General features: G+C 67.0%; 16 protein-coding genes. 10 read left to right on the top strand and 6 right to left on the bottom strand.

Annotated features, from left to right (window positions below):
- Nucleotides 1-14 precede the first annotated feature (14 nt).
- The gene (gene mca / locus L1892_RS11130) at nucleotides 15-917 is read right to left on the bottom strand and encodes a mycothiol conjugate amidase Mca (protein ID WP_235723655.1); all 903 of its coding nucleotides are present in this window, start codon (nucleotides 915-917) and stop codon (nucleotides 15-17) included.
- A gap of 48 nt (nucleotides 918-965) precedes the next feature.
- On the opposite strand from mca, the gene L1892_RS11125 reads away from it, so the two are divergent.
- From L1892_RS11125 to L1892_RS11110, 4 genes are all read left to right on the top strand, one after another.
- Nucleotides 966-1,436 (top strand): DUF4307 domain-containing protein, encoded by a 471-nt coding sequence (locus L1892_RS11125; RefSeq protein WP_235723654.1) that lies wholly within the window; start codon nucleotides 966-968, stop codon nucleotides 1,434-1,436.
- The gene (locus L1892_RS11120) at nucleotides 1,433-2,188 is read left to right on the top strand and encodes a queuosine precursor transporter (protein ID WP_235723653.1); all 756 of its coding nucleotides are present in this window, start codon (nucleotides 1,433-1,435) and stop codon (nucleotides 2,186-2,188) included. Before L1892_RS11125 ends, L1892_RS11120 begins: the two co-directional genes overlap by 4 nt.
- Before the next feature lie 126 nt (nucleotides 2,189-2,314).
- Entirely contained in the window at nucleotides 2,315-2,809 is a 495-nt protein-coding gene (greA, locus tag L1892_RS11115) for a transcription elongation factor GreA (RefSeq protein ID WP_160903146.1), read from the top strand.
- 288 nt (nucleotides 2,810-3,097) lie between these two features.
- Nucleotides 3,098-3,463: a hypothetical protein gene (locus tag L1892_RS11110; protein ID WP_235723652.1), complete on the top strand. Its 366-nt coding sequence runs from the start codon at nucleotides 3,098-3,100 to the stop codon at nucleotides 3,461-3,463.
- Here L1892_RS11110 and L1892_RS11105 read toward each other — a convergent pair.
- Nucleotides 3,361-4,248 carry a phosphatase PAP2 family protein gene (locus L1892_RS11105; RefSeq protein ID WP_235723651.1) on the bottom strand — a complete coding sequence of 296 codons (888 nt, stop codon included), beginning with the start codon at nucleotides 4,246-4,248 and terminating at the stop codon, nucleotides 3,361-3,363. The two genes, L1892_RS11110 and L1892_RS11105, sit on opposite strands and share 103 nt — an antisense overlap.
- A gap of 88 nt (nucleotides 4,249-4,336) precedes the next feature.
- Here L1892_RS11105 and L1892_RS11100 point away from each other — a divergent pair, with 88 nt between their 5' ends.
- Genes L1892_RS11100 through L1892_RS11090 form a run of 3 tightly spaced genes read left to right on the top strand, consistent with a single transcriptional unit; the run spans nucleotide 4,337 to nucleotide 7,505 of the window.
- The gene (locus L1892_RS11100; protein ID WP_235723650.1) at nucleotides 4,337-5,623 is read left to right on the top strand and encodes a hypothetical protein; all 1,287 of its coding nucleotides are present in this window, start codon (nucleotides 4,337-4,339) and stop codon (nucleotides 5,621-5,623) included.
- A gap of 56 nt (nucleotides 5,624-5,679) precedes the next feature.
- Complete coding sequence (locus L1892_RS11095; RefSeq protein WP_235723649.1) at nucleotides 5,680-6,672, top strand: efflux ABC transporter ATPase subunit, DrrA-related; 993 nt, start codon at nucleotides 5,680-5,682, stop codon at nucleotides 6,670-6,672.
- On the top strand, nucleotides 6,672-7,505 hold the full coding sequence (locus L1892_RS11090; protein WP_235723648.1) for an ABC transporter permease: 834 nt from the start codon (nucleotides 6,672-6,674) through the stop codon (nucleotides 7,503-7,505). The genes L1892_RS11095 and L1892_RS11090 overlap by 1 nt, the downstream gene beginning before the upstream one ends.
- 12 nt (nucleotides 7,506-7,517) lie before the next feature.
- On the opposite strand, the gene L1892_RS11085 is transcribed toward L1892_RS11090, so the two are convergent.
- Complete coding sequence (locus tag L1892_RS11085; protein WP_235723647.1) at nucleotides 7,518-10,799, bottom strand: AfsR/SARP family transcriptional regulator; 3,282 nt, start codon at nucleotides 10,797-10,799, stop codon at nucleotides 7,518-7,520.
- Nucleotides 10,800-10,902: 103 nt separating this feature from the next.
- Between L1892_RS11085 and L1892_RS11080 the strand changes: the two genes are divergently transcribed.
- Nucleotides 10,903-11,421, top strand: a complete 519-nt coding sequence (locus L1892_RS11080; RefSeq protein WP_235723646.1) for an SRPBCC family protein — start codon at nucleotides 10,903-10,905, stop codon at nucleotides 11,419-11,421.
- A gap of 4 nt (nucleotides 11,422-11,425) precedes the next feature.
- Here L1892_RS11080 and ilvA read toward each other — a convergent pair whose 3' ends face one another.
- Genes ilvA through L1892_RS11065 form a run of 3 tightly spaced genes read right to left on the bottom strand, consistent with a single transcriptional unit; the run spans nucleotide 11,426 to nucleotide 15,238 of the window.
- On the bottom strand, nucleotides 11,426-12,622 hold the full coding sequence (gene ilvA / locus L1892_RS11075; protein WP_235723645.1) for a threonine ammonia-lyase: 1,197 nt from the start codon (nucleotides 12,620-12,622) through the stop codon (nucleotides 11,426-11,428).
- 16 nt (nucleotides 12,623-12,638) lie between these two features.
- Nucleotides 12,639-13,811: a cystathionine gamma-synthase gene (locus L1892_RS11070; protein WP_235723644.1), complete on the bottom strand. Its 1,173-nt coding sequence runs from the start codon at nucleotides 13,809-13,811 to the stop codon at nucleotides 12,639-12,641.
- Nucleotides 13,812-13,843: 32 nt separating this feature from the next.
- On the bottom strand, nucleotides 13,844-15,238 hold the full coding sequence (locus L1892_RS11065; protein ID WP_235723643.1) for a cystathionine beta-synthase: 1,395 nt from the start codon (nucleotides 15,236-15,238) through the stop codon (nucleotides 13,844-13,846).
- Nucleotides 15,239-15,361: 123 nt separating this feature from the next.
- Here L1892_RS11065 and L1892_RS11060 point away from each other — a divergent pair, with 123 nt between their 5' ends.
- Nucleotides 15,362-16,300 carry an SGNH/GDSL hydrolase family protein gene (locus L1892_RS11060; RefSeq protein ID WP_235723749.1) on the top strand — a complete coding sequence of 313 codons (939 nt, stop codon included), beginning with the start codon at nucleotides 15,362-15,364 and terminating at the stop codon, nucleotides 16,298-16,300.
- A 10-nt stretch (nucleotides 16,301-16,310) separates the two neighbouring features.
- Nucleotides 16,311-17,534: an acetyl-CoA C-acetyltransferase gene (locus tag L1892_RS11055; RefSeq protein ID WP_235723642.1), complete on the top strand. Its 1,224-nt coding sequence runs from the start codon at nucleotides 16,311-16,313 to the stop codon at nucleotides 17,532-17,534.
- The last annotated feature ends 20 nt before the right edge of the window (nucleotides 17,535-17,554 follow it).

The raw sequence follows: 17,554 nt of genomic DNA, 5'->3' as shown, positions 1-17,554 counted from the left end.
CGGGTCCAGGACGCTCACGGCTCCTCGATTCCGGCGAACAGGTCGGTCTCCGGGATCGACGTCTTCACCCGCGTCCGCGCCAGCTCGAACTCCTCGGTGGGCCACAGCCGCTGCTGCCATTCCAGCGGAACGGCGAAGAACACCCCGTTCGGATCGATCTGGGTCGCGTGGGCACGTAGGGCATCGTCACGCTGCGGGAAGTACTTGGCGCACTCCACCTGCGTGGTCACCCGACCCATCAGGTCGCCGCGACTCGGGTCGCGCTCCCACCGCTCGAGCCATTCTTTGAACGGGCTCTCTTGGCCGTGGCGTTCGAACTCGTCGGAGAACAAGACCATGCGGTCTTTGATGAAACCGTGCGTGTAGTAGAGCTTCGAGACGGTCCACGGTTCTCCGGCATCCGGGTAGGCGTCGGGATCGCCGGCGCGCTCGTAGGCCGCGACCGAGACCTCATGATCGCGGATGTGATCGGGATGCGGATAGCCGCCGTGCTCGTCATAGGTGATCATTACGTGCGGCCGGAACTCTCGCACCGCGCGGACGAGCGCCTCGATCGGCTCCTCGATGTCGATGTCGGCGAATGAACCCGCCGGCACCGGCGGCAGTGGGTCACCCTCGGGCAGGCCGGAATCGACAAAGCCCAGCCAGGTCTGTGCCACGCCGAGCGCGGCTGCCGCGTTCGCCATCTCCTCCTGGCGGACCTCGCTCATCCGTTCCTTGACGCCCGGGCGATCCATCGCCGGGTTCAAGATGTCGCCGCGCTCACCGCCGGTGAGGGTGACGACGAGCACCTCATGTCCCTCCGCCGCGTACTTGGCGGACGTGGCGGCACCCTTGCTCGATTCGTCGTCCGGGTGCGCATGCACCGCCATCAGACGCAGACCGGCGTGGGGTCCACCTGTGTGAGATTCGGTCACGCTTCCTCACCTTCGGATCGTTACTCCTCCCATGGTAGGTATTGACGCGTGAACAGTTCAGACGGGGGCACCGGCACAGGTGACGCCGAGCCCCCTCGTAGTGGGCCGCGCGCCACCTATCCGGCAGCGCAGTCGGCACGGAGTCGGCGGAACTGGTTCATCGCACTCTCGGTGCTGGTGGTGGCCGCCGGCGTCGGCCTCGCGATCCTCGGCTACTCGCGGTTCGCCACGCCCGACGTGTCCGGTGAGGCCACCGGCTACGACCTCATCGACGAGTCCACGGTCGCGGTCCAGTTCACGGTGACCCGCGCCGATCCGGGAAGTCCCGTGGCGTGCGTGGTGCGTGGTCGCTCGATCGATGGTGACGAGACCGGTCGCCGCGAGATCCTGATCCCGGGTGGGACGCAGACTCAGGTCGGGATGCGAACCGAGGTCACCACCTCCAAACCACCGGTCATCGGCGAGGTATTCGGTTGCACCGCGGATGTACCCGCCTACCTCACGGATTCGACACCGTGACGCAGAAGCTCCGCGACCGGGCGGTGTTCGCCACCCTGTCGAGCCCGTACTACGCCTACCTGCTGGCGATGTTCGTCGGCGTGATGCTGATCAGCAACATCACCGGCACCAAGGGCGTCATTCTCTTCGACGACTGGCTGCATGTCTCGCTCGGCCCCATCCAGATGGACGGTCTGGTCACCGACGGCGCGTTCTATCTGTTCCCACTGGCGTATGTGCTCGGCGACGTCATCAGCGAGGTCTACGGTTTCCGCGCGATGCGCCGGGCCATCCTGGCCGGCTTCGTGGTGCTGGCCATCGCCTCACTCTGCTTCTGGCTGACCATCGAACTGCCCGCCGCCGAGTTCTACGAGGGGCAGGAAGCGTTCCGGACGGTGGCCGGAGTGGTACCCCAGTTCCTGCTCGCCGGCCTCGCCGGCTATCTCGCCGGGGAATTCCTCAATTCGTTCGTGCTGGTCAAGATGAAGGAACGGGCAGGTGAACGCCATCTGTGGGCACGTCTGCTCGGTTCCACGGTGGTCGGTGAGTTCGCCGACACGCTGGTGTTCTGTTCGATCGCGGCCACCGCGCTGGGCATCTCCACCTGGGGCGATTTCATCAACTACACCATCGTCGGATTCGTCTGGAAGACGTTGGTGGAGATCATCATCATGCCGCTGACCTATCTCGTCGTGGGGTGGTTGAAGAAGCGCGAACCGAGCTATCAGCAAGCGCTGAACGAGGCACGTTCGCAAACTTCGGATGTGCTTTAGCTCTCAACGACTGGTATCCTCGGTAAATACACGGCTCCGCGAGGGGTCGTGTTGCTGCATTTAGAGCAGTCCATATGCCCAGGTCAAAAATGTGCTGAGGGCGCGGACAACACAAAGGAGTAACCGATGACCGACACACAGGTGACGTGGCTGACCCAGGAGTCGCATGACCGCCTCAAGGGCGAGCTGGATTCCTTGATCGCCAACCGACCGGTCATTGCTGCCGAGATCAACGAGCGTCGCGAAGAAGGCGACCTCAAGGAGAACGGTGGATACCACGCGGCCCGTGAAGAGCAGGGCCAGCAGGAAGCACGTATCCGCCAGCTCCAGGAACTGCTGAACAACGCCAAGGTCGGCGAGGCACCGACCCAGTCGGGCGTCGCGCTGCCGGGTTCGGTGGTCAAGGTCTACTACGACGGTGACGAGAGCGACACCGAGACCTTCCTGATCGCCACCCGCGAGGAGAGCGCCAAGGACGGCTCCATCGAGACCTACTCGCCGAGCTCCCCGCTGGGCGCTGCACTGATCGACGCCAAGGTCGGCGAGACACGCGAGTACACCGTGCCCAGCGGCGCCGTCGTCAAGGTGACGCTACTCAGCGCCGAGCCATACCACAGCTGACCGGGCGCAGTACCGGTCCATACCACGGCGGCCGGTGTCGAGACGATGTCTCGGCACCGGCCGCTGTGGTGTGTGTCCGGCGGGAGCTGCGCCCTCCCCGATGCGCCGCCAGTTATAGACCAGAATTCGAACCATGCGGTGTTGATTTCCGGTTGCGTCCCATGGACCGGAAACCTAGCCCCATCCACCGGCGTCGCCGCGACGTCATCCACAGGCCACCGAGGCATCCACAGCCACCTCACAGCAACGGCAGAGTTGGTCTCCAACCTGCGGCATCATCCTTGGACCATGAGAAAGAACACACGCAGTCCCGATGTAGCACTGGTGGTCGTCGACGACGATCCGGCCGTCCTCGACCACGCTCGAGCCCTCTTCGCCCACGACATCCCCTTCGGCGTGGTCGGCAGTCAGTACTCTGCCGTCGTCCCGTTCATGCTCGGCAACAACGGACATACGGTGGCCCTCGTCGCCGACGTCGATGACCCCGACCAACTCGCCGGGGCGATCATGACCACCGAACGCCGACTCGGGCCGGTGCGCGCGGTGATCCGCTACGCCTCTGACCTGCCGGCCGGGATGGATGGGGCCGACGGGGCGTTCGGGGCCGGCGCGTCCGACGACGCCGGCCTGCGCAGTACGGCGCCCGCCGCCTGACGCCAGGGCGCGTAGACGATCACCATCGCCACCGCGATCACCGCCGCCACCGCGACGATGTCGAGGATGTAGTGGTTCGCGGTTCCCACCACGACGAAGAAAGTGGTGAACGGATACACGGCGCCGAGCACCCGCACCCAGGGCCGTCGTGCATAGAGCACGATCATCAGACCCGCCCAGATGGCCCACCCGCAATGCAGTGACGGCATGGCCGCGAATTGATTGGTCATCGACTCGGGCCCCGGCGAACCCGATGTCTCCCACCAGCCCCAGGTCGCCGTCTGCGCCATCACATCGTGGTACCCGTCGTACATGCGCGGCGGCGCGGTCGGGATGAGATAGAACCCGGCCAACGCGATCAGGGTGGTCAACGCGAGCACAAGCGACGCCCGCCGATAGCCCGGCCGGTTGGTCCAATAGAGCCACACCGCCACGCCGATGGTCACCCACCAATGCAGCGTGTGATAGTGCAGCGCACTGAGATCGGCGATCCAGCGATTCGCGTTGACCCAGTGGTTCACCGGCTGCTCGATACCGATGAACAGGCGCTTCTCGAGGTCCTCGATGGCCGTTCCGTTGGCGAAGGCAGGCGCGGAATCCTTGCCGCCGAGGTTCCGCACGAACGAGTACGTCTGATAGATCACCCAGATGAGGGCGATCTCGAGCCACCAGCGAGGCTGCGACAGGTATCCCCGAACCCTGGTCAGCGTCGGATTCAGGCGAAACCACAGGCCGGCCGGTGCCGACCGCTCAGTGGTGACGTCCTCCTGCGCCGTTGCGGTCATGGCCTCCCCATCGGTGAACGTTCGACCAACAGCGGTTGTTGCTAGGTACAACTAAGTGGTACCCCAGAGTAAACCCTGGGGGATTCACGTGGCGGACGACATCCGGCCGGACCGGGCCGAAACAATCGAATCGGTGGCCGACGGACGTCACCGGCCCCGATGCGGCGAGTTCCTGCGACGAACCGCCCGACACCGCCCCGAAGCACTGGCCTATCTCGCCTTCGGGGTGACCGCCTACATACTGTTCCGGGTCTCCGGGCTGGACAGCCACATCACCTGGGCGCATTCGGCCGCGATCGGCTACGGCACCGCTGCGGGACTCTCGATGATGCCCGCCTCGATGCGGGTACCCCGGGTACGACTGGCGCGTGTTGCCGCGGTCACCGGAGCCGTCCTGGTGCCCTTCGTCACACTGTTGACCGGTCATCATCAGATGCAGGACGAGATCGCCGTGGTCTCCCGCTCGGGAAACCTGCTTCTCACCCACGGCATCCCGTACGTCCACGACGCGACCTCGGTGACCGACGTCAACCCCTACCTGCCGGTGATGGCCGTGTTCGGCCTGCCCGCAGCAGTGTTGACCCGGAGCGGGCTGGATCCACAGAGCGCATGGCAGATCGTCGGCGACCCGAGGATCTGGTGTGCCGCCATCGCCATCGCGGGCATCTGGGGATCGATCCGCCTTCTCCGGGTCGACTCGCGAAGCGCGAGCCACGTCGCCGTGCTGCTGATCGCGTCGCCCACCATCGCACTGGAGATGTGTGCGAGCGGCGTGGATCTGCCGCTGGCAGGCCTGCTGCTGTTCGGGCTGGCTGCGGTGGCCACCCGACGCCCACGCATGGGCGCCATCGCCATCGCAGCCGCCGTCGCCATCAAATGGGTGGCGCTGCTGAGCGTGCCGATCGTCATCGCCCTGCTGGTGACTCGCTTTCCGCGCGCGGTGACCCTCAGATTCGCCGGATGGTTCGCGACGGCGACCGCGGTGTTCGGACTGCCGGCCTTCCTGTCGGTGTCCGACACGATCGCCCAGGTCCTCGAATTCCCGACCGGTCGCGGCCCCATCCCGACACCGGCACACAGCCCCATGCCCGGGGTCCTGTTGGCCTCCTTCGGCTCCGCCGGACGCAACGCCGACATGATCCTGCTCGTGGCCTGCGCGATCATCTTGGCGGTCTGTGTGCTGAGGCGTCCGCCGCGCTCGTTCTCCTCGGCTGCCACCTTCACCGCAGCCGGGTTCACCTGCTTCTTCCTCCTCGCACCGGTGGGTCGGTTCGGCTACCTGTTGGTCCCGATGATGTTGTTCGGCGTGGCCTTCATCGCCCAGCGCAGCGCGGCTTCCCGACAGCTCACGACAGCAGGCGTCACCATGCCGTGACCGGCGTGCAAGCCGACGCAAGTCGCACGACAGAGCCGGCGGGCACTCTCGTCGGCATGACAACCTCGACCTCGACCGGCCTGGCGATCGACGCCCGCGGACTGGTCAAACATTTCGGAGCAACCCGCGCCGTCAACGGAGTGGATCTGGCGGTACCCACCGGCTCGGTGTACGGCGTGCTCGGGCCCAACGGGGCCGGCAAGACGACCACGGTCAGCATGCTCGCCACCTTGCTGCGCCCCGACGCCGGCTCGGCGAAGGTCTTCGGCTACGACGTCGTCGACGACGCCGTCGCCGTCCGTTCCCTGGTCGGTGTCACCGGCCAGTACGCGTCGGTCGACGAAGATCTCACCGCCGCGCAGAATCTCGTCCTCTTCGCCCGCCTGCTGGGCTTCGCACGCCCCGCCGCGCGCGCTCGCGCCGACGAGCTGCTCGAAGAGTTCTCCCTGACCGAAGCCGCGAATCGGCCACTGAAGAACTTCTCCGGAGGCATGCGCCGCCGACTCGATCTCGCGGCGAGTCTGATCGACACTCCCCCACTGCTGTTCCTCGACGAGCCGACCACCGGACTAGATCCGCGCACCCGCGCCCAGATGTGGTCCACCATCCGCAACCTGGTCAGCCAGGGGTCGACCGTGCTGCTGACCACCCAGTACCTCGACGAAGCCGACCAGCTCGCAGACCGCATCGCAGTGATCGACCATGGAGTGGTGATCGCCGACGGCACCGCCGACGAACTCAAGCGATCAGTGGGCGCCAACACTCTGCAACTCGTTCCGAGTGACCGCGCAGACGCGGCTTCCGCCTGCGAGATCGTGGCATCGGTGCTCGGCGAGACGCCCATCCTCAGCCCCGAGGCCGCGCGCATATCGGCGGGCCTGACCCGATCCGACCTCGTCCCCGATGTGCTGATCGCGCTGCGCGAGCGCGGCATCGACATCGACGAGATCACCGTGCAGAAGCCCAGTCTCGACGAGGTCTTTCTCACCATCACCGGCAAACCCGCCGATGACGCGGAGTCCGCCGCAAAACGCAAGGAGGTCGCCTGATGACCACCACCATCGAATCCGGGACGTCCCCGGCGATCACCACCACATCCGCTCGGCCGCAGGCGAAGACATCGGTGTCACTGGCCGAGACGATCCGCCAGTCGTTGTCCATGGCCTACCGCGGGGTGCTCAAGATCCGGCACAACCCGGAGCAACTCTTCGACGTCACCATCCAGCCCATCATCTTCACGCTGATGTTCACCTACATCTTCGGCGGGGCCATCAGCGGTGACGTGGCCTCCTACCTGCCGGTCATCATCCCGGGCATCATGGTGCAGACGGTGGTGATGACCTCGATCGTGACCGGAACCCAGCTTCGCGAAGACATGGACAAGGGCGTCTTCGACCGCTTCCGCTCGTTGCCGATCGCGCGTATCAGTCCGCTCGCGGGCGCGCTGGGTGCCGACGTGATCCGCTACCTGATCGCCAGTGTGCTCACCATCATCATGGGCGTCATCATGGGCTGGCGCCCCGACTTCTGGGGTGTGGTGGCCTCCGCGGTTCTGGTGATGATCTGCAGCTTCGCCGTCTCGTGGATCTTCGCCCTGATGGGCTGCCTGATGAGCAAGGCGTCTGCGGTGCAGGGCATCTCGATGCTTATCATGTTTCCGTTGACGTTCATGTCGAATGCCTTCGTGCCGGTGGACACCATGCCCGGCTGGCTGCAGGGCTTCGTGAAGGTGAATCCGGTCAGCCACCTGGTCACCGCGGTCCGGGAACTGACCGCGGACGGCCACGTGGGCATCCATGTGGTGTGGGCGCTGCTCGGTGCGGCGGTGATCACCCTGGTGTTCGCCCCGCTCGCGGTCCGCGCCTACATGCGCAACACCTGACCGAACCCCCGATCACCGACGTTGCGGCGCCAGGATGGAACGGACCTCGTCCACCGCCTGGCGCCGCGATAGTGTCCGACCCCGGGCCACGAGCGCCTGCCACTCCCCGGAGGTCCGGCCCGAGATCACATCCATCGTCGAGTACACCTGGTAAAGAGACGGATAGTCTTGGCGCGCACCGAGTCTCATCGCCAATGCGAGTAGCCATGCCCCGTGCGGGACCGCGCGACCGGTCGCACACAGCAGATACCCGGCAGCCATCGCGGTCACGCCGGCCTGTGGTTGATCCTGCCATCCCGCAGCGCCGAACATCTGGTTGATGCCGTCGCCGAGGAGTTCCACGAACTCCTCGGCGGCTGCGGCATCTCCGGCCCGGACCATACCGACCACCGCGGTGCCCAACAGCAGCACCATCCCCGGATCCTGCGCACCCAGCGGATGATTGTTTCTGATGAGAAATGCTGCTCTGCAATAGATTTCACCGGCAACCTGGTGGTCGCCACGGGCAAAGGCGAGTTCCGCGTAGCCGAGCATCATCGCCCCGATCACCTCGGGATTGCCCTGCGGGTCCGGGTGCTCGGGCCGCCATCCGTCACCTGCGATCTCGAGCTCGCGCTCGGCCTCGTCCATGCGCCCGAGCGCGACGAGGGTGGCCACGAGGTAGCACCGGATCTGCATCTCCTCGTCGCGGGCGCCGAGGCGCGCGAGATCGGCGATCCCGTCCCGGTAGTAGCCGATGGCCCGGTCCCAGCCGCCGCGTTGTCCGTAGAGACTGGCGATGGTCACCTGCGTCATCCCCGACATCCACGAGTTGTGATGTTCACGACCGATGACGAGCAGCGAGAGTCCGTCAGACAGCGCCTGATCGAGGTTGCCGAAGTTCTCCCGGACATTCATCCGGATCGACAGCGCCGCGGTACGCACCTGATCATTGCTCGCCCGCGCGGCACGGGAGACGAACCGCATGGCTGCGAGCGGGTGACGCGCCAATGCGCACGCCGAGAGCAGTTCGGTCGGCTCGTCATGGATCCGGTCGGGCCGGTGCAGGCGACGAATGTAGTAGCGGCCGGTGGCCACCGAGCGATACTCGCGCCGCAGCAGCAGGTGAGCCATCGACGCGAGCACCGTGAACTGCCAACGTCGCCGCATCGAGTCACTCAGGTCGACCGACGGTGTCGGTAGTACCGCGAGGATGCGCGGACCCCACGACATGACCTCACCGTGCAGTCCGCGGACCATCCAGAATCCGCTGAGAACCGGGAAGACCGACACAACGGTGTCGATCGCCTCCCGATCTCGCGTCGCCGACGCCGCGGTGGCAGACCGGCGCAACACCCATACGAGGTTCTCGACATCGGGTGCGACCCAACGCAACAGCCGGTCGTCGACCGCGTCCCGTGTCCGCGCTTCGGCCGCGTCGGCGAACTGGCGCGCCCACCGCGCCATCGCCCTGTCGACGACCTCGGATTCGTCGGTATCCGCGCACCTGCCGAGTTGTTCCTCGCCGAATTCCCGCACCATCTCCAGCATTCGGTAGCGAATCTGCCCATCGGACTCGGTCACGTTCAGCAAGGACTGATTGACCAGGGCCTCCAGCGTGTCGTCGAGCGCGACTCCCGATCGTCCGACGACGACCCCGGCGGCCTCAGCGGTGAAACCGGCCGGAAATCGGCAGAGTCGGCGCATTGCCGTCTGCGCGTCGGGATCAAGTAGTTCCCAACTCCATTCGATGACGGCGTAGAGGGTGCGGTGGCGATCGGGGGCGGTGCGGTCGGTGCCGCGCAGCAGCGCGAATCGTTCGCCGAGCCGGCGCGATATCTCGGCGACCGTCATCGTCCGGATCCGCGCGGCTGCGAGCTCGATCGCCAGCGGCAGTCCGTCGAGATGCCGGCACAGATGCGCGATCTCGTCGGCAGGGAGCTGTGCATCGGGTCGGATGGCGCGCGCACGCCGCCGGAACAACTCGACCGCCGAACCGCTGATCCCGACATCGAGGACCGGCAGCTGATAGATCTGTTCGGCCGCCAGCAACAACGGCGACCGACTCGTCGTCAGGATCGACAGCTGCGGTTCGGCGGCCAGCAGGTCGGCGACGACGCGCGCACACTTTCCCACGACCTGTTCGCAGTTGTCCAGGATGATGACCGCACGCTGACTGCGCACCGCGTCGACGAGCCGATCGGCGAGGTCGCCCACCGTCACCCGCGGTCGAGCACCACTGCCGATCTCGGTCTCGCCGACGCCCAACGATGCAGCAATGGCGGCCACCACGTCGTCGTCGTTGCGGACCGGGGCCAGCGGAACGTAGAAGACCGGCCGCCCGGTGTCGGCGAGGTCGGCGCCGACCCGGTGGGCGACCCTGGTCTTACCGACACCTCCCGGCCCCTGCACGGTCACGAGCCGGTGCTGACCTAACAAATCGACGATCTCGCGGATGTCGCCGTCCCGGCCGATGAGGTCGGATGCGTCCACCATCAGCCCCACGGTGTGCCCGCGCCGCGGAGCAGACGGGCTCCGCGGCACCGGTGCCGCGGCGTCGCCGGAGCGTTGGTCGGTCGCCAGCAGGTCTGTGTTGAGTGCGATCGCCTGCGGTCCCGGATCGACTCCGAGGTGCTGCGACAGCGTCCGTCGCAGTCGGGTGAATACCGCCAGGGCTTCGGCCACCCGACCCTGCCCGGCCAACGCCCGCATCAGATCCACATGCGCCGTCTCGTCCAATGGGTCAGCGCGACAACGCGAGTCGGCGATCTCGCGGGCCACCGCGAAGTCGCCCTCGGCCAGTGCACGCGCCACGCGTCGCTGGTCGAGCGACGACCGCAATCCGTCCGCGCGACGCCGGATCTCGGCGGTGAGACCTGATCCCGCATCATCGCCGAGATCGTCGCCGGGCACGCCTCGCCACCACCTGGCGACCGCATGCAACGCCGCGCTGTCCGGGTCGTCGAGCAGATCGGCGACGATGTCACAGTCGGTTCGGCAGTCGACGAGGCGATACCCGTTGACCCCACCCTGCAGGCGGCCGGTGCCGAGTAGCGGTCGCAGCCGCGAGATCTGGGTGTGCAGCGCCGACATCGGAGACCGGGGCGGCGCATCTGTCCACACATCGTCGATGAGCCGTTCCGCCGATCGTGTTCGACCGTCCGCGAGCGCAAGCGACGCCAGCAGACGGCGGGCGCGCACACCTGCCACCGTCACCAATGTGTCAGGATCGCGAGCTCCGACGCCCACGGCCACCGGGCCCAGCAATCCGATCACGGTGACCGCGTCGGGGGCCGGCGCCTCGGAGTCAGACACCCAGCCAGATTAGCGCCCGGTCGGATCGGTGCCACATCTCGTTGACCGGCGCAAGGACCGAGCGACCACGGTGAGCCGAGGTGACCGTGTATGAATGAAGGCCATGGCGCGCAGTTACCCACTCGAGTCCATCGACCTCGACTTCTTCGACAACGCCCCGGTCACCTACCGCATCGACGCGCATCTTCCGGTCAGTCCCCGGCGAGCCTGGGTCGAACTGACGCGACAGCACACCCTGGATTGGTGTCGGGCGATCAAGTCGATCGAGTTCGTCTCACCCCCGCCCTACGGTGTCGGCACCAAACGCAAGGCGGCGCTGGGGCCCGGATTCGCCGGGTTGAACGAGCACTTCTTTGTCTGGGACGAGAACGCCGACACCGGCGAGTACCGCAACGCCTTCTACGCCGAGAATGCCTCCACCCCGGGCCTCAAGCGCTTCGGCGAGCTCACCGAGATCTCCCCCGCCGAGGTGGGCTGCCGTCTCGTGTGGTCGTTCGCGCTGGAGCTGTCGACGTCGGCGAAGGCGGTCACGGCCTTCTCCGGTCCGACCGCGGCCACGGTGTTCAAGACCGTCGAGACCGACACGATCCGACACTTCTCGACGCTGTCACCACAGGTCTGAGGCGTCACTCCCGCAGAAAACCGGCGTCGGCCAATGCGCGTCGCACCTCGCGCTGATGCTCGGGGCCGCGGGTTTCCACGCTGACCGTCACCTGCACCTCGTCGAGGTACAGGTCGTCGGCGACCCGAGAGTGCACCACGTCGACGACGCTGGCGCCACGGTCACGGAGCAGTTCGAGCAGGGCGATCAGACCGCCGGGCCGGTCGGAGACCGTCGCGGTGACCGTGAGAAATCGTCCGGCCGCGGTCAGTCCGTGGGTGGTCACATGGCTGAGGAGCAGTGGGTCGATGTTGCCGCCCGAGACGACCACACACACCTTGCCCGACAGGTCGAGGGTCCCGGCGGCCAGTGCGGCGACGCCCGCGGCGCCGGCCGGTTCCACCACGAGTTTGGCGCGCTCGAGCATCAGCAGCAATGCGGTGCTGAGCGATTCCTCGCTGACGGTGACGATGGAGTCGACCAGTTGGGTGATGTGCTCGAACGGCACGTCGCCCGGTCGGGCCACCGCGATGCCGTCGGCCATGGTGTTCATCGCCGCCAACGCCAGTGGGTGGCCGGCGGCCAGCGACTGCGGCCATGCCGCCGCCTGCGCCGCCTGCACGCCGATGACGGTGGTCTCGGGGCGTCGCGCCTTGACCGCCGAGGCGATCCCCGCGAGCAGCCCGCCCCCTCCGGTCGGCACGACGATGGCATCCACGTCGGGCATCTGCTGCAAAATCTCGGCTCCGACGGTGGACTGACCGGCCACGATGTCACGGTGATCGAAGGGGTGGATCAAAATCGCACCGGTCTCGCCGGCGTACCGGCGGGCCGACTCGAGTGCCTCGTCGACGGTCGAACCCTCGAGGATGACCTCGGCTCCATAGGCCTTGGTCGCGGCGATTTTCGGCAGCGCGGCACCGGTCGGCATGTAGACGCGCGCACGGATACCGAGTTCGGCGGCCGACCAGGCCACCCCCTGTGCGTGATTGCCGGCGCTGGCCGCGACGACGCCGCGGGCGCGTTCCTCCGCCGACAATCGGGAGATCCTCAAGTAGGCCCCGCGTGGTTTGAACGACCCGGTGCGCTGGAGGTTCTCGCACTTGAGCCAGACGTCGCAGCCGATCCGTTCGGACAGCACCCGCGAGGCCACTAGCGGCGTGCGTCGCATCACCGTGGACAGCGCGCGCACCGCGTCGTCGACGTCGGCACCGGTCAACATGGCCGCGGCCCTCGCCTCACCCCAGCGCGTTCTCGAGATCGCCGAGCAGGTCGGCGATGTCCTCGATACCGACCGACAGCCGCACCAGGTCGGCAGGCACCTCCAACAGCGAACCCGCGGTCGACGCATGCGTCATCGCTCCCGGGTGCTCGATGAGTGATTCGATCCCACCCAGCGACTCGGCCAACGTGAAGACCTCGGTGCGGGCGCAGAACTCCTGGGCGGCAGCCTGTCCGTCCTTGAGCCGTACGGAGACCATGCCACCGAATCGACGCATCTGCTTACCGGCCACCGTGTGTCCCGAATGTGTCGGGATTCCCGGATAGAGCACACTGTCGATCCTCGGGTGCGACGACAGGAAATCGACCACCTTCTCGGCGTTGTCGCAGTGGCGATCCATGCGCACCGCGAGGGTTTTGATGCCGCGCATGGTGAGGTATGCGTCGAACGGTCCGGGCACCGCGCCGGCACCGTTCTGCAGGAACGCCACCGCCTCGTCGAGTTCCTCGCTGTTGGTGACCAGCGCACCGCCGACGACGTCGGAGTGACCACCCAGATACTTGGTGGTCGAATGCAGCACCACGTCGGCGCCCAGCGTGATCGGTTGCTGCAGATATGGCGAGGCGAAGGTGTTGTCAACCACCAACTGCGCCCCGGCCTCGTGGGCGACCCCGGCGAGCGCCTCGATGTCACCCACGTTCAGCAGCGGATTGGTGGGGGTCTCGATCCACACCAGCTTGGTGGCCGGCGTGATCGCCGCGCGCACCGCATCCACATCGGAGACCGGTGCCGCCGAGTAGGTGATACCCCACTGGCTGAACACCTTGTCGATGAGTCGGAAGGTGCCGCCGTAGGCGTCGTTCGGGATGACCAGGTGATCACCGGGCCGCAGGGTCGCGCGCAACAACGCATCGGTGGCGGCCATGCCGCTGGCGAAACCACGCCCGTAGGTGCCACGTTCGAGAGCGGCGATGTTGGCCTCGAGCACCCGCCGAGTGGGATTGCCGGTTCGGGCGTACTCGAATCCATCACGGAGCCCGCCGACCCCGTCCTGGGCGAACGTGGAACTGGCGTAGATCGGGACGTTGACTGCCCCGGTCTGCGGGTCCGGGTCGTACCCGGCGTGGATGGCCTGGGTGGAGAACCCCTGCCAGCGAGACGAATCCGCAGCGCTGCGCTGTTCACTCACTTCGATGCTCCTCGGGTCGCGTGCCGGCCGGCTCAGCCGACGGTGGGATGGCTGCTGACGAAGGCCAGCAGGTCGTGCCGGGTGATGACGCCGATCGGCTTGCCCTCTTCGACCACCATGAGCGCGTCGCTCTCCGACAGCGCCTTGGTGGCAGCCGACAGCGGTTCACCCGAACCGATCAGCGGGAACGGGTTGCCCATGTGCTCGGCGACCGGATCGGCAAGGTTGGCGCGGCCCTCGAAGACCGCGCTGAGCAGGTCGCGTTCGGTGACCGCGCCGGCCACCTCGCCCGCCATCACGGGTGGCTCGGCGCCGACGACGGGCATCTGGGAGACGCCGTACTCGCGCAGGATCTCGATGGCATCGCGCAGCGTCTCCTGCGGATGGGTGTGCACCAGGTCGGGCAGCGCGCCCGTCTTGCCCCGCAAGACGTCGCCGACCAGCGACTCCTTGGTCTTGCCGTCCAGCGGGGTACGCAGGAAGCCGTAGCTGCTCATCCACTCGTCGTTGAAGATCTTGCCGAGATAGCCGCGTCCCCCGTCGGGCAACAGCACCACGACGACCGCGTCGGGACCCTCCCGCTCGGCGACCTGGAGCGCCGCCACCACGGCCATTCCGCAGGAGCCACCGACCAAGAGACCTTCCTCGCGTGCGAGGCGTCGGGTCATGTCGAACGAGTCGGCGTCGGAGACCGCGATGATCTCGTCGGGCACTGTCGGGTCATAGGCGCTCGGCCAGAAGTCCTCACCGACACCTTCGACCAGGTAAGGCCGGCCGGTGCCACCGGAGTACACCGAACCCTCCGGATCCACGCCGACCACCTGCACCGACCCGTCGGATACCTCTTTGAGGTAGCGGCCGGTGCCGGTGATGGTGCCGCCCGTGCCCACACCAGCGACGAAGTGGGTCACTGTGCCCTCGGTGTCGGCCCAGATCTCCGGGCCGGTGGTCTCGTAGTGACTCTGCGGTCCCGCGGGGTTCGAGTACTGGTCGGGCTTCCAGGCACCATCGATCTCGCGGACGAGCCGGTCGGAAACCGAGTAGTAACTGTCGGGATGCTCCGGCGGCACCGCCGTCGGGCACACCACCACCTCCGCGCCGTAGGCCCGCAAGACGTTGCGCTTGTCTTCACCCACCTTGTCGGGGCACACGAAGACGCACTTGTAGCCACGCTGCTGAGCCACCAGCGCCAAACCCACACCGGTGTTGCCGGAAGTGGGCTCGACGATGGTGCCACCGGGCTTGAGCGCCCCGGACTTCTCTGCCGCATCCACCATCCGCACCGCGATCCGGTCCTTGCTGCTGCCGCCCGGATTGAGGTATTCGAGTTTGGCCGCAACCAGTCCCGAACCGGGTTTGGTCACCGAGTTGAGTTTGACCAGCGGGGTGTCGCCCACCAGATCCACGACGTGATCAGCGATACGCATGTGTCCATGGTCCCAGAGGCATGGGAACGACTCGAACTCGGACTAAGCTGGCTGCCGTGTCGCGCAGGTGTCATCGGTCTCTTCTCCGGTCAACTCACCGGTTCGCCCGCAAGTCAGGTCAGCATGGACAGCAACCGAATCCTGCGTGACGTGGGCGCCACGGTGGCGGCGACCGCGGCCAGCGCCGGCGCCTCGTGGGCGGCCTACAACTATCTCAACGGTCAAGCGGCCGAAGCTCGTACGGTGATCCCCCATCGCACCGACGACGCCCCCAACGGCGACGGGATCTACTGGCCCGACGGCACCGGACCCCACCGCTACACGCGCGACGCCGCGGTCGATCTGTTCCTCGCTGTCTTCGGGGATTCCACCGCGGCGGGCCTGGGCGCCGACATCGCCGACGAAACGCCGGGGGTGCAGGTGGCGCGGCGGGTCGCCGCGGAGACCGGCAAAACCGTCCGGTACGCGAACAAAGCCATCGTGGGCGCCACGTCCAAGGGGTTGGCGGCGCAGATCGACGCGATGTTCATCACCGGCGAGCGTCCGGATCTCGCGGTCATCCTGGTCGGGGCCAACGATGTCACCGCCCGCAACGGCATCCGTACCTCGGCACGGCGCCTCGGCGAGGCAGTCGCGCTGCTGGTGGCGCAGGAGGCGGAGGTCGTGGTGGGCACGTGTCCCGATCTGGGCGTCATCACTGCTATCCCACAGCCGTTGCGCACCGTCTTGCGCCGTTGGGGACTCTCGCTGGCCGCAGCCCAACGGGGTGCGGTGCGAGCGGCAGGCGGACGTGCGGTGCCGATGGCCGATCTGCTCGCCAGTGAGTTCCTGGCCAAACCCGAGCACCTGTTCTCGCCTGATCAGTACCACCCGTCGGCGGCCGGATACGCGCTGGCCGCCGACATCCTGCTGCCCGAGGTCCTTGCGGCCATCGATGAGTGGGGCCCCACACCGTTGCCGCACCCCCCCGAGGTGTCCGAGGCCGTGGAGCAGCGTCGGATCATCACCCGGGTGCGCCACCTGCTCGGCCGGACTCACGACCGCGTAACGACCGGGGAGTAACGTGACGCACATGCCTGAAGCAGTCATCGTCGCCCATGCCCGCTCCCCGATCGGTCGCGCCGGAAAGGGATCCCTCAAAGACGTCCGCCCGGACGAATTGTCCCGGCAGATGGTCGCCGCGGCCCTGGCCAAGGTGCCCGAACTCGATCCGCGCGACATCGAGGACATCCATTGGGGAATCGGACAGCCCGGCGGCCAGGGCGGCTACAACATCGCGCGCGTGATCGCGGTCGAGCTCGGCTACGACCACATCCCCGGGGTCTCGGTGAACCGCTACTGCTCTTCGTCGTTGCAGACCACCCGGATGGCGCTGCACGCCATCAAGGCGGGCGAAGCCGACGTGTTGATCTCCGGTGGCGTCGAGAGCGTCTCGAGCTTCGGAATCTCCGGTGGCGCCGACGGCGCACCGAACTCCAAGAACCCGGTGTTCGACGAGGCCATGGCCCGCACCGAGAAGTCCGCCGAGGGTGGTGCCGGAACCTGGCACGACCCGCGCCAAGACGACCTGATCCCCGACGTGTACATCGCGATGGGTCAGACAGCGGAGAACGTCGCGAGTTTCACCGGCATCTCCCGCGAAGATCAGGATCGCTGGGGTGTGCAGAGCCAGAACCGCGCCGAAGAGGCCATCAAGGCCGGATTCTTCGAGCGTGAGATCGACCCGGTCACGCTGCCCGACGGCACGAGCGTGACCACCGACGACGGCCCGCGCGCGGGCACCACCTACGAGAAGGTCAGCCAGCTCAAGCCGGTGTTCCGTCCGGACGGCACCATCACCGCGGGCAATGCCTGCCCGCTCAACGACGGGGCTGCCGCGCTGGTCATCATGAGCGACACCAAGGCAAAGGAGCTGGGGCTGACGCCGCTGGCGCGGGTCGTGGCGACCGCCGCGACCGGCCTGTCGCCGGAGATCATGGGCCTCGGCCCGATCGAGGCGATCCGCAAGGTGCTGCGCATCTCCGGGATGTCGATCTCCGACATCGACCTCGTGGAGATCAACGAGGCCTTTGCGGTGCAGGTGCTCGGGTCGGCGAACGAACTCGGCATCGACCACGACAAGCTGAACGTGTCCGGCGGCGCCATTGCTCTGGGTCACCCGTTCGGGATGACCGGCGCACGTATCACCACCACCCTGCTCAACAACCTGCAGACCCACGACAAGACCTTCGGAATCGAGTCGATGTGTGTGGGTGGCGGTCAGGGCATGGCGATGGTGCTCGAGCGGCTCAGCTGAGCGAGCGGCCACAAGCCCAC

This window comes from Gordonia tangerina (assembly GCF_021556435.1).
Classification (GTDB): domain Bacteria; phylum Actinomycetota; class Actinomycetes; order Mycobacteriales; family Mycobacteriaceae; genus Gordonia; species Gordonia tangerina.
The sequence above is the reverse complement of the archived record's forward strand: the minus strand, read 5'-3'. Positions and strand labels throughout refer to the sequence as shown.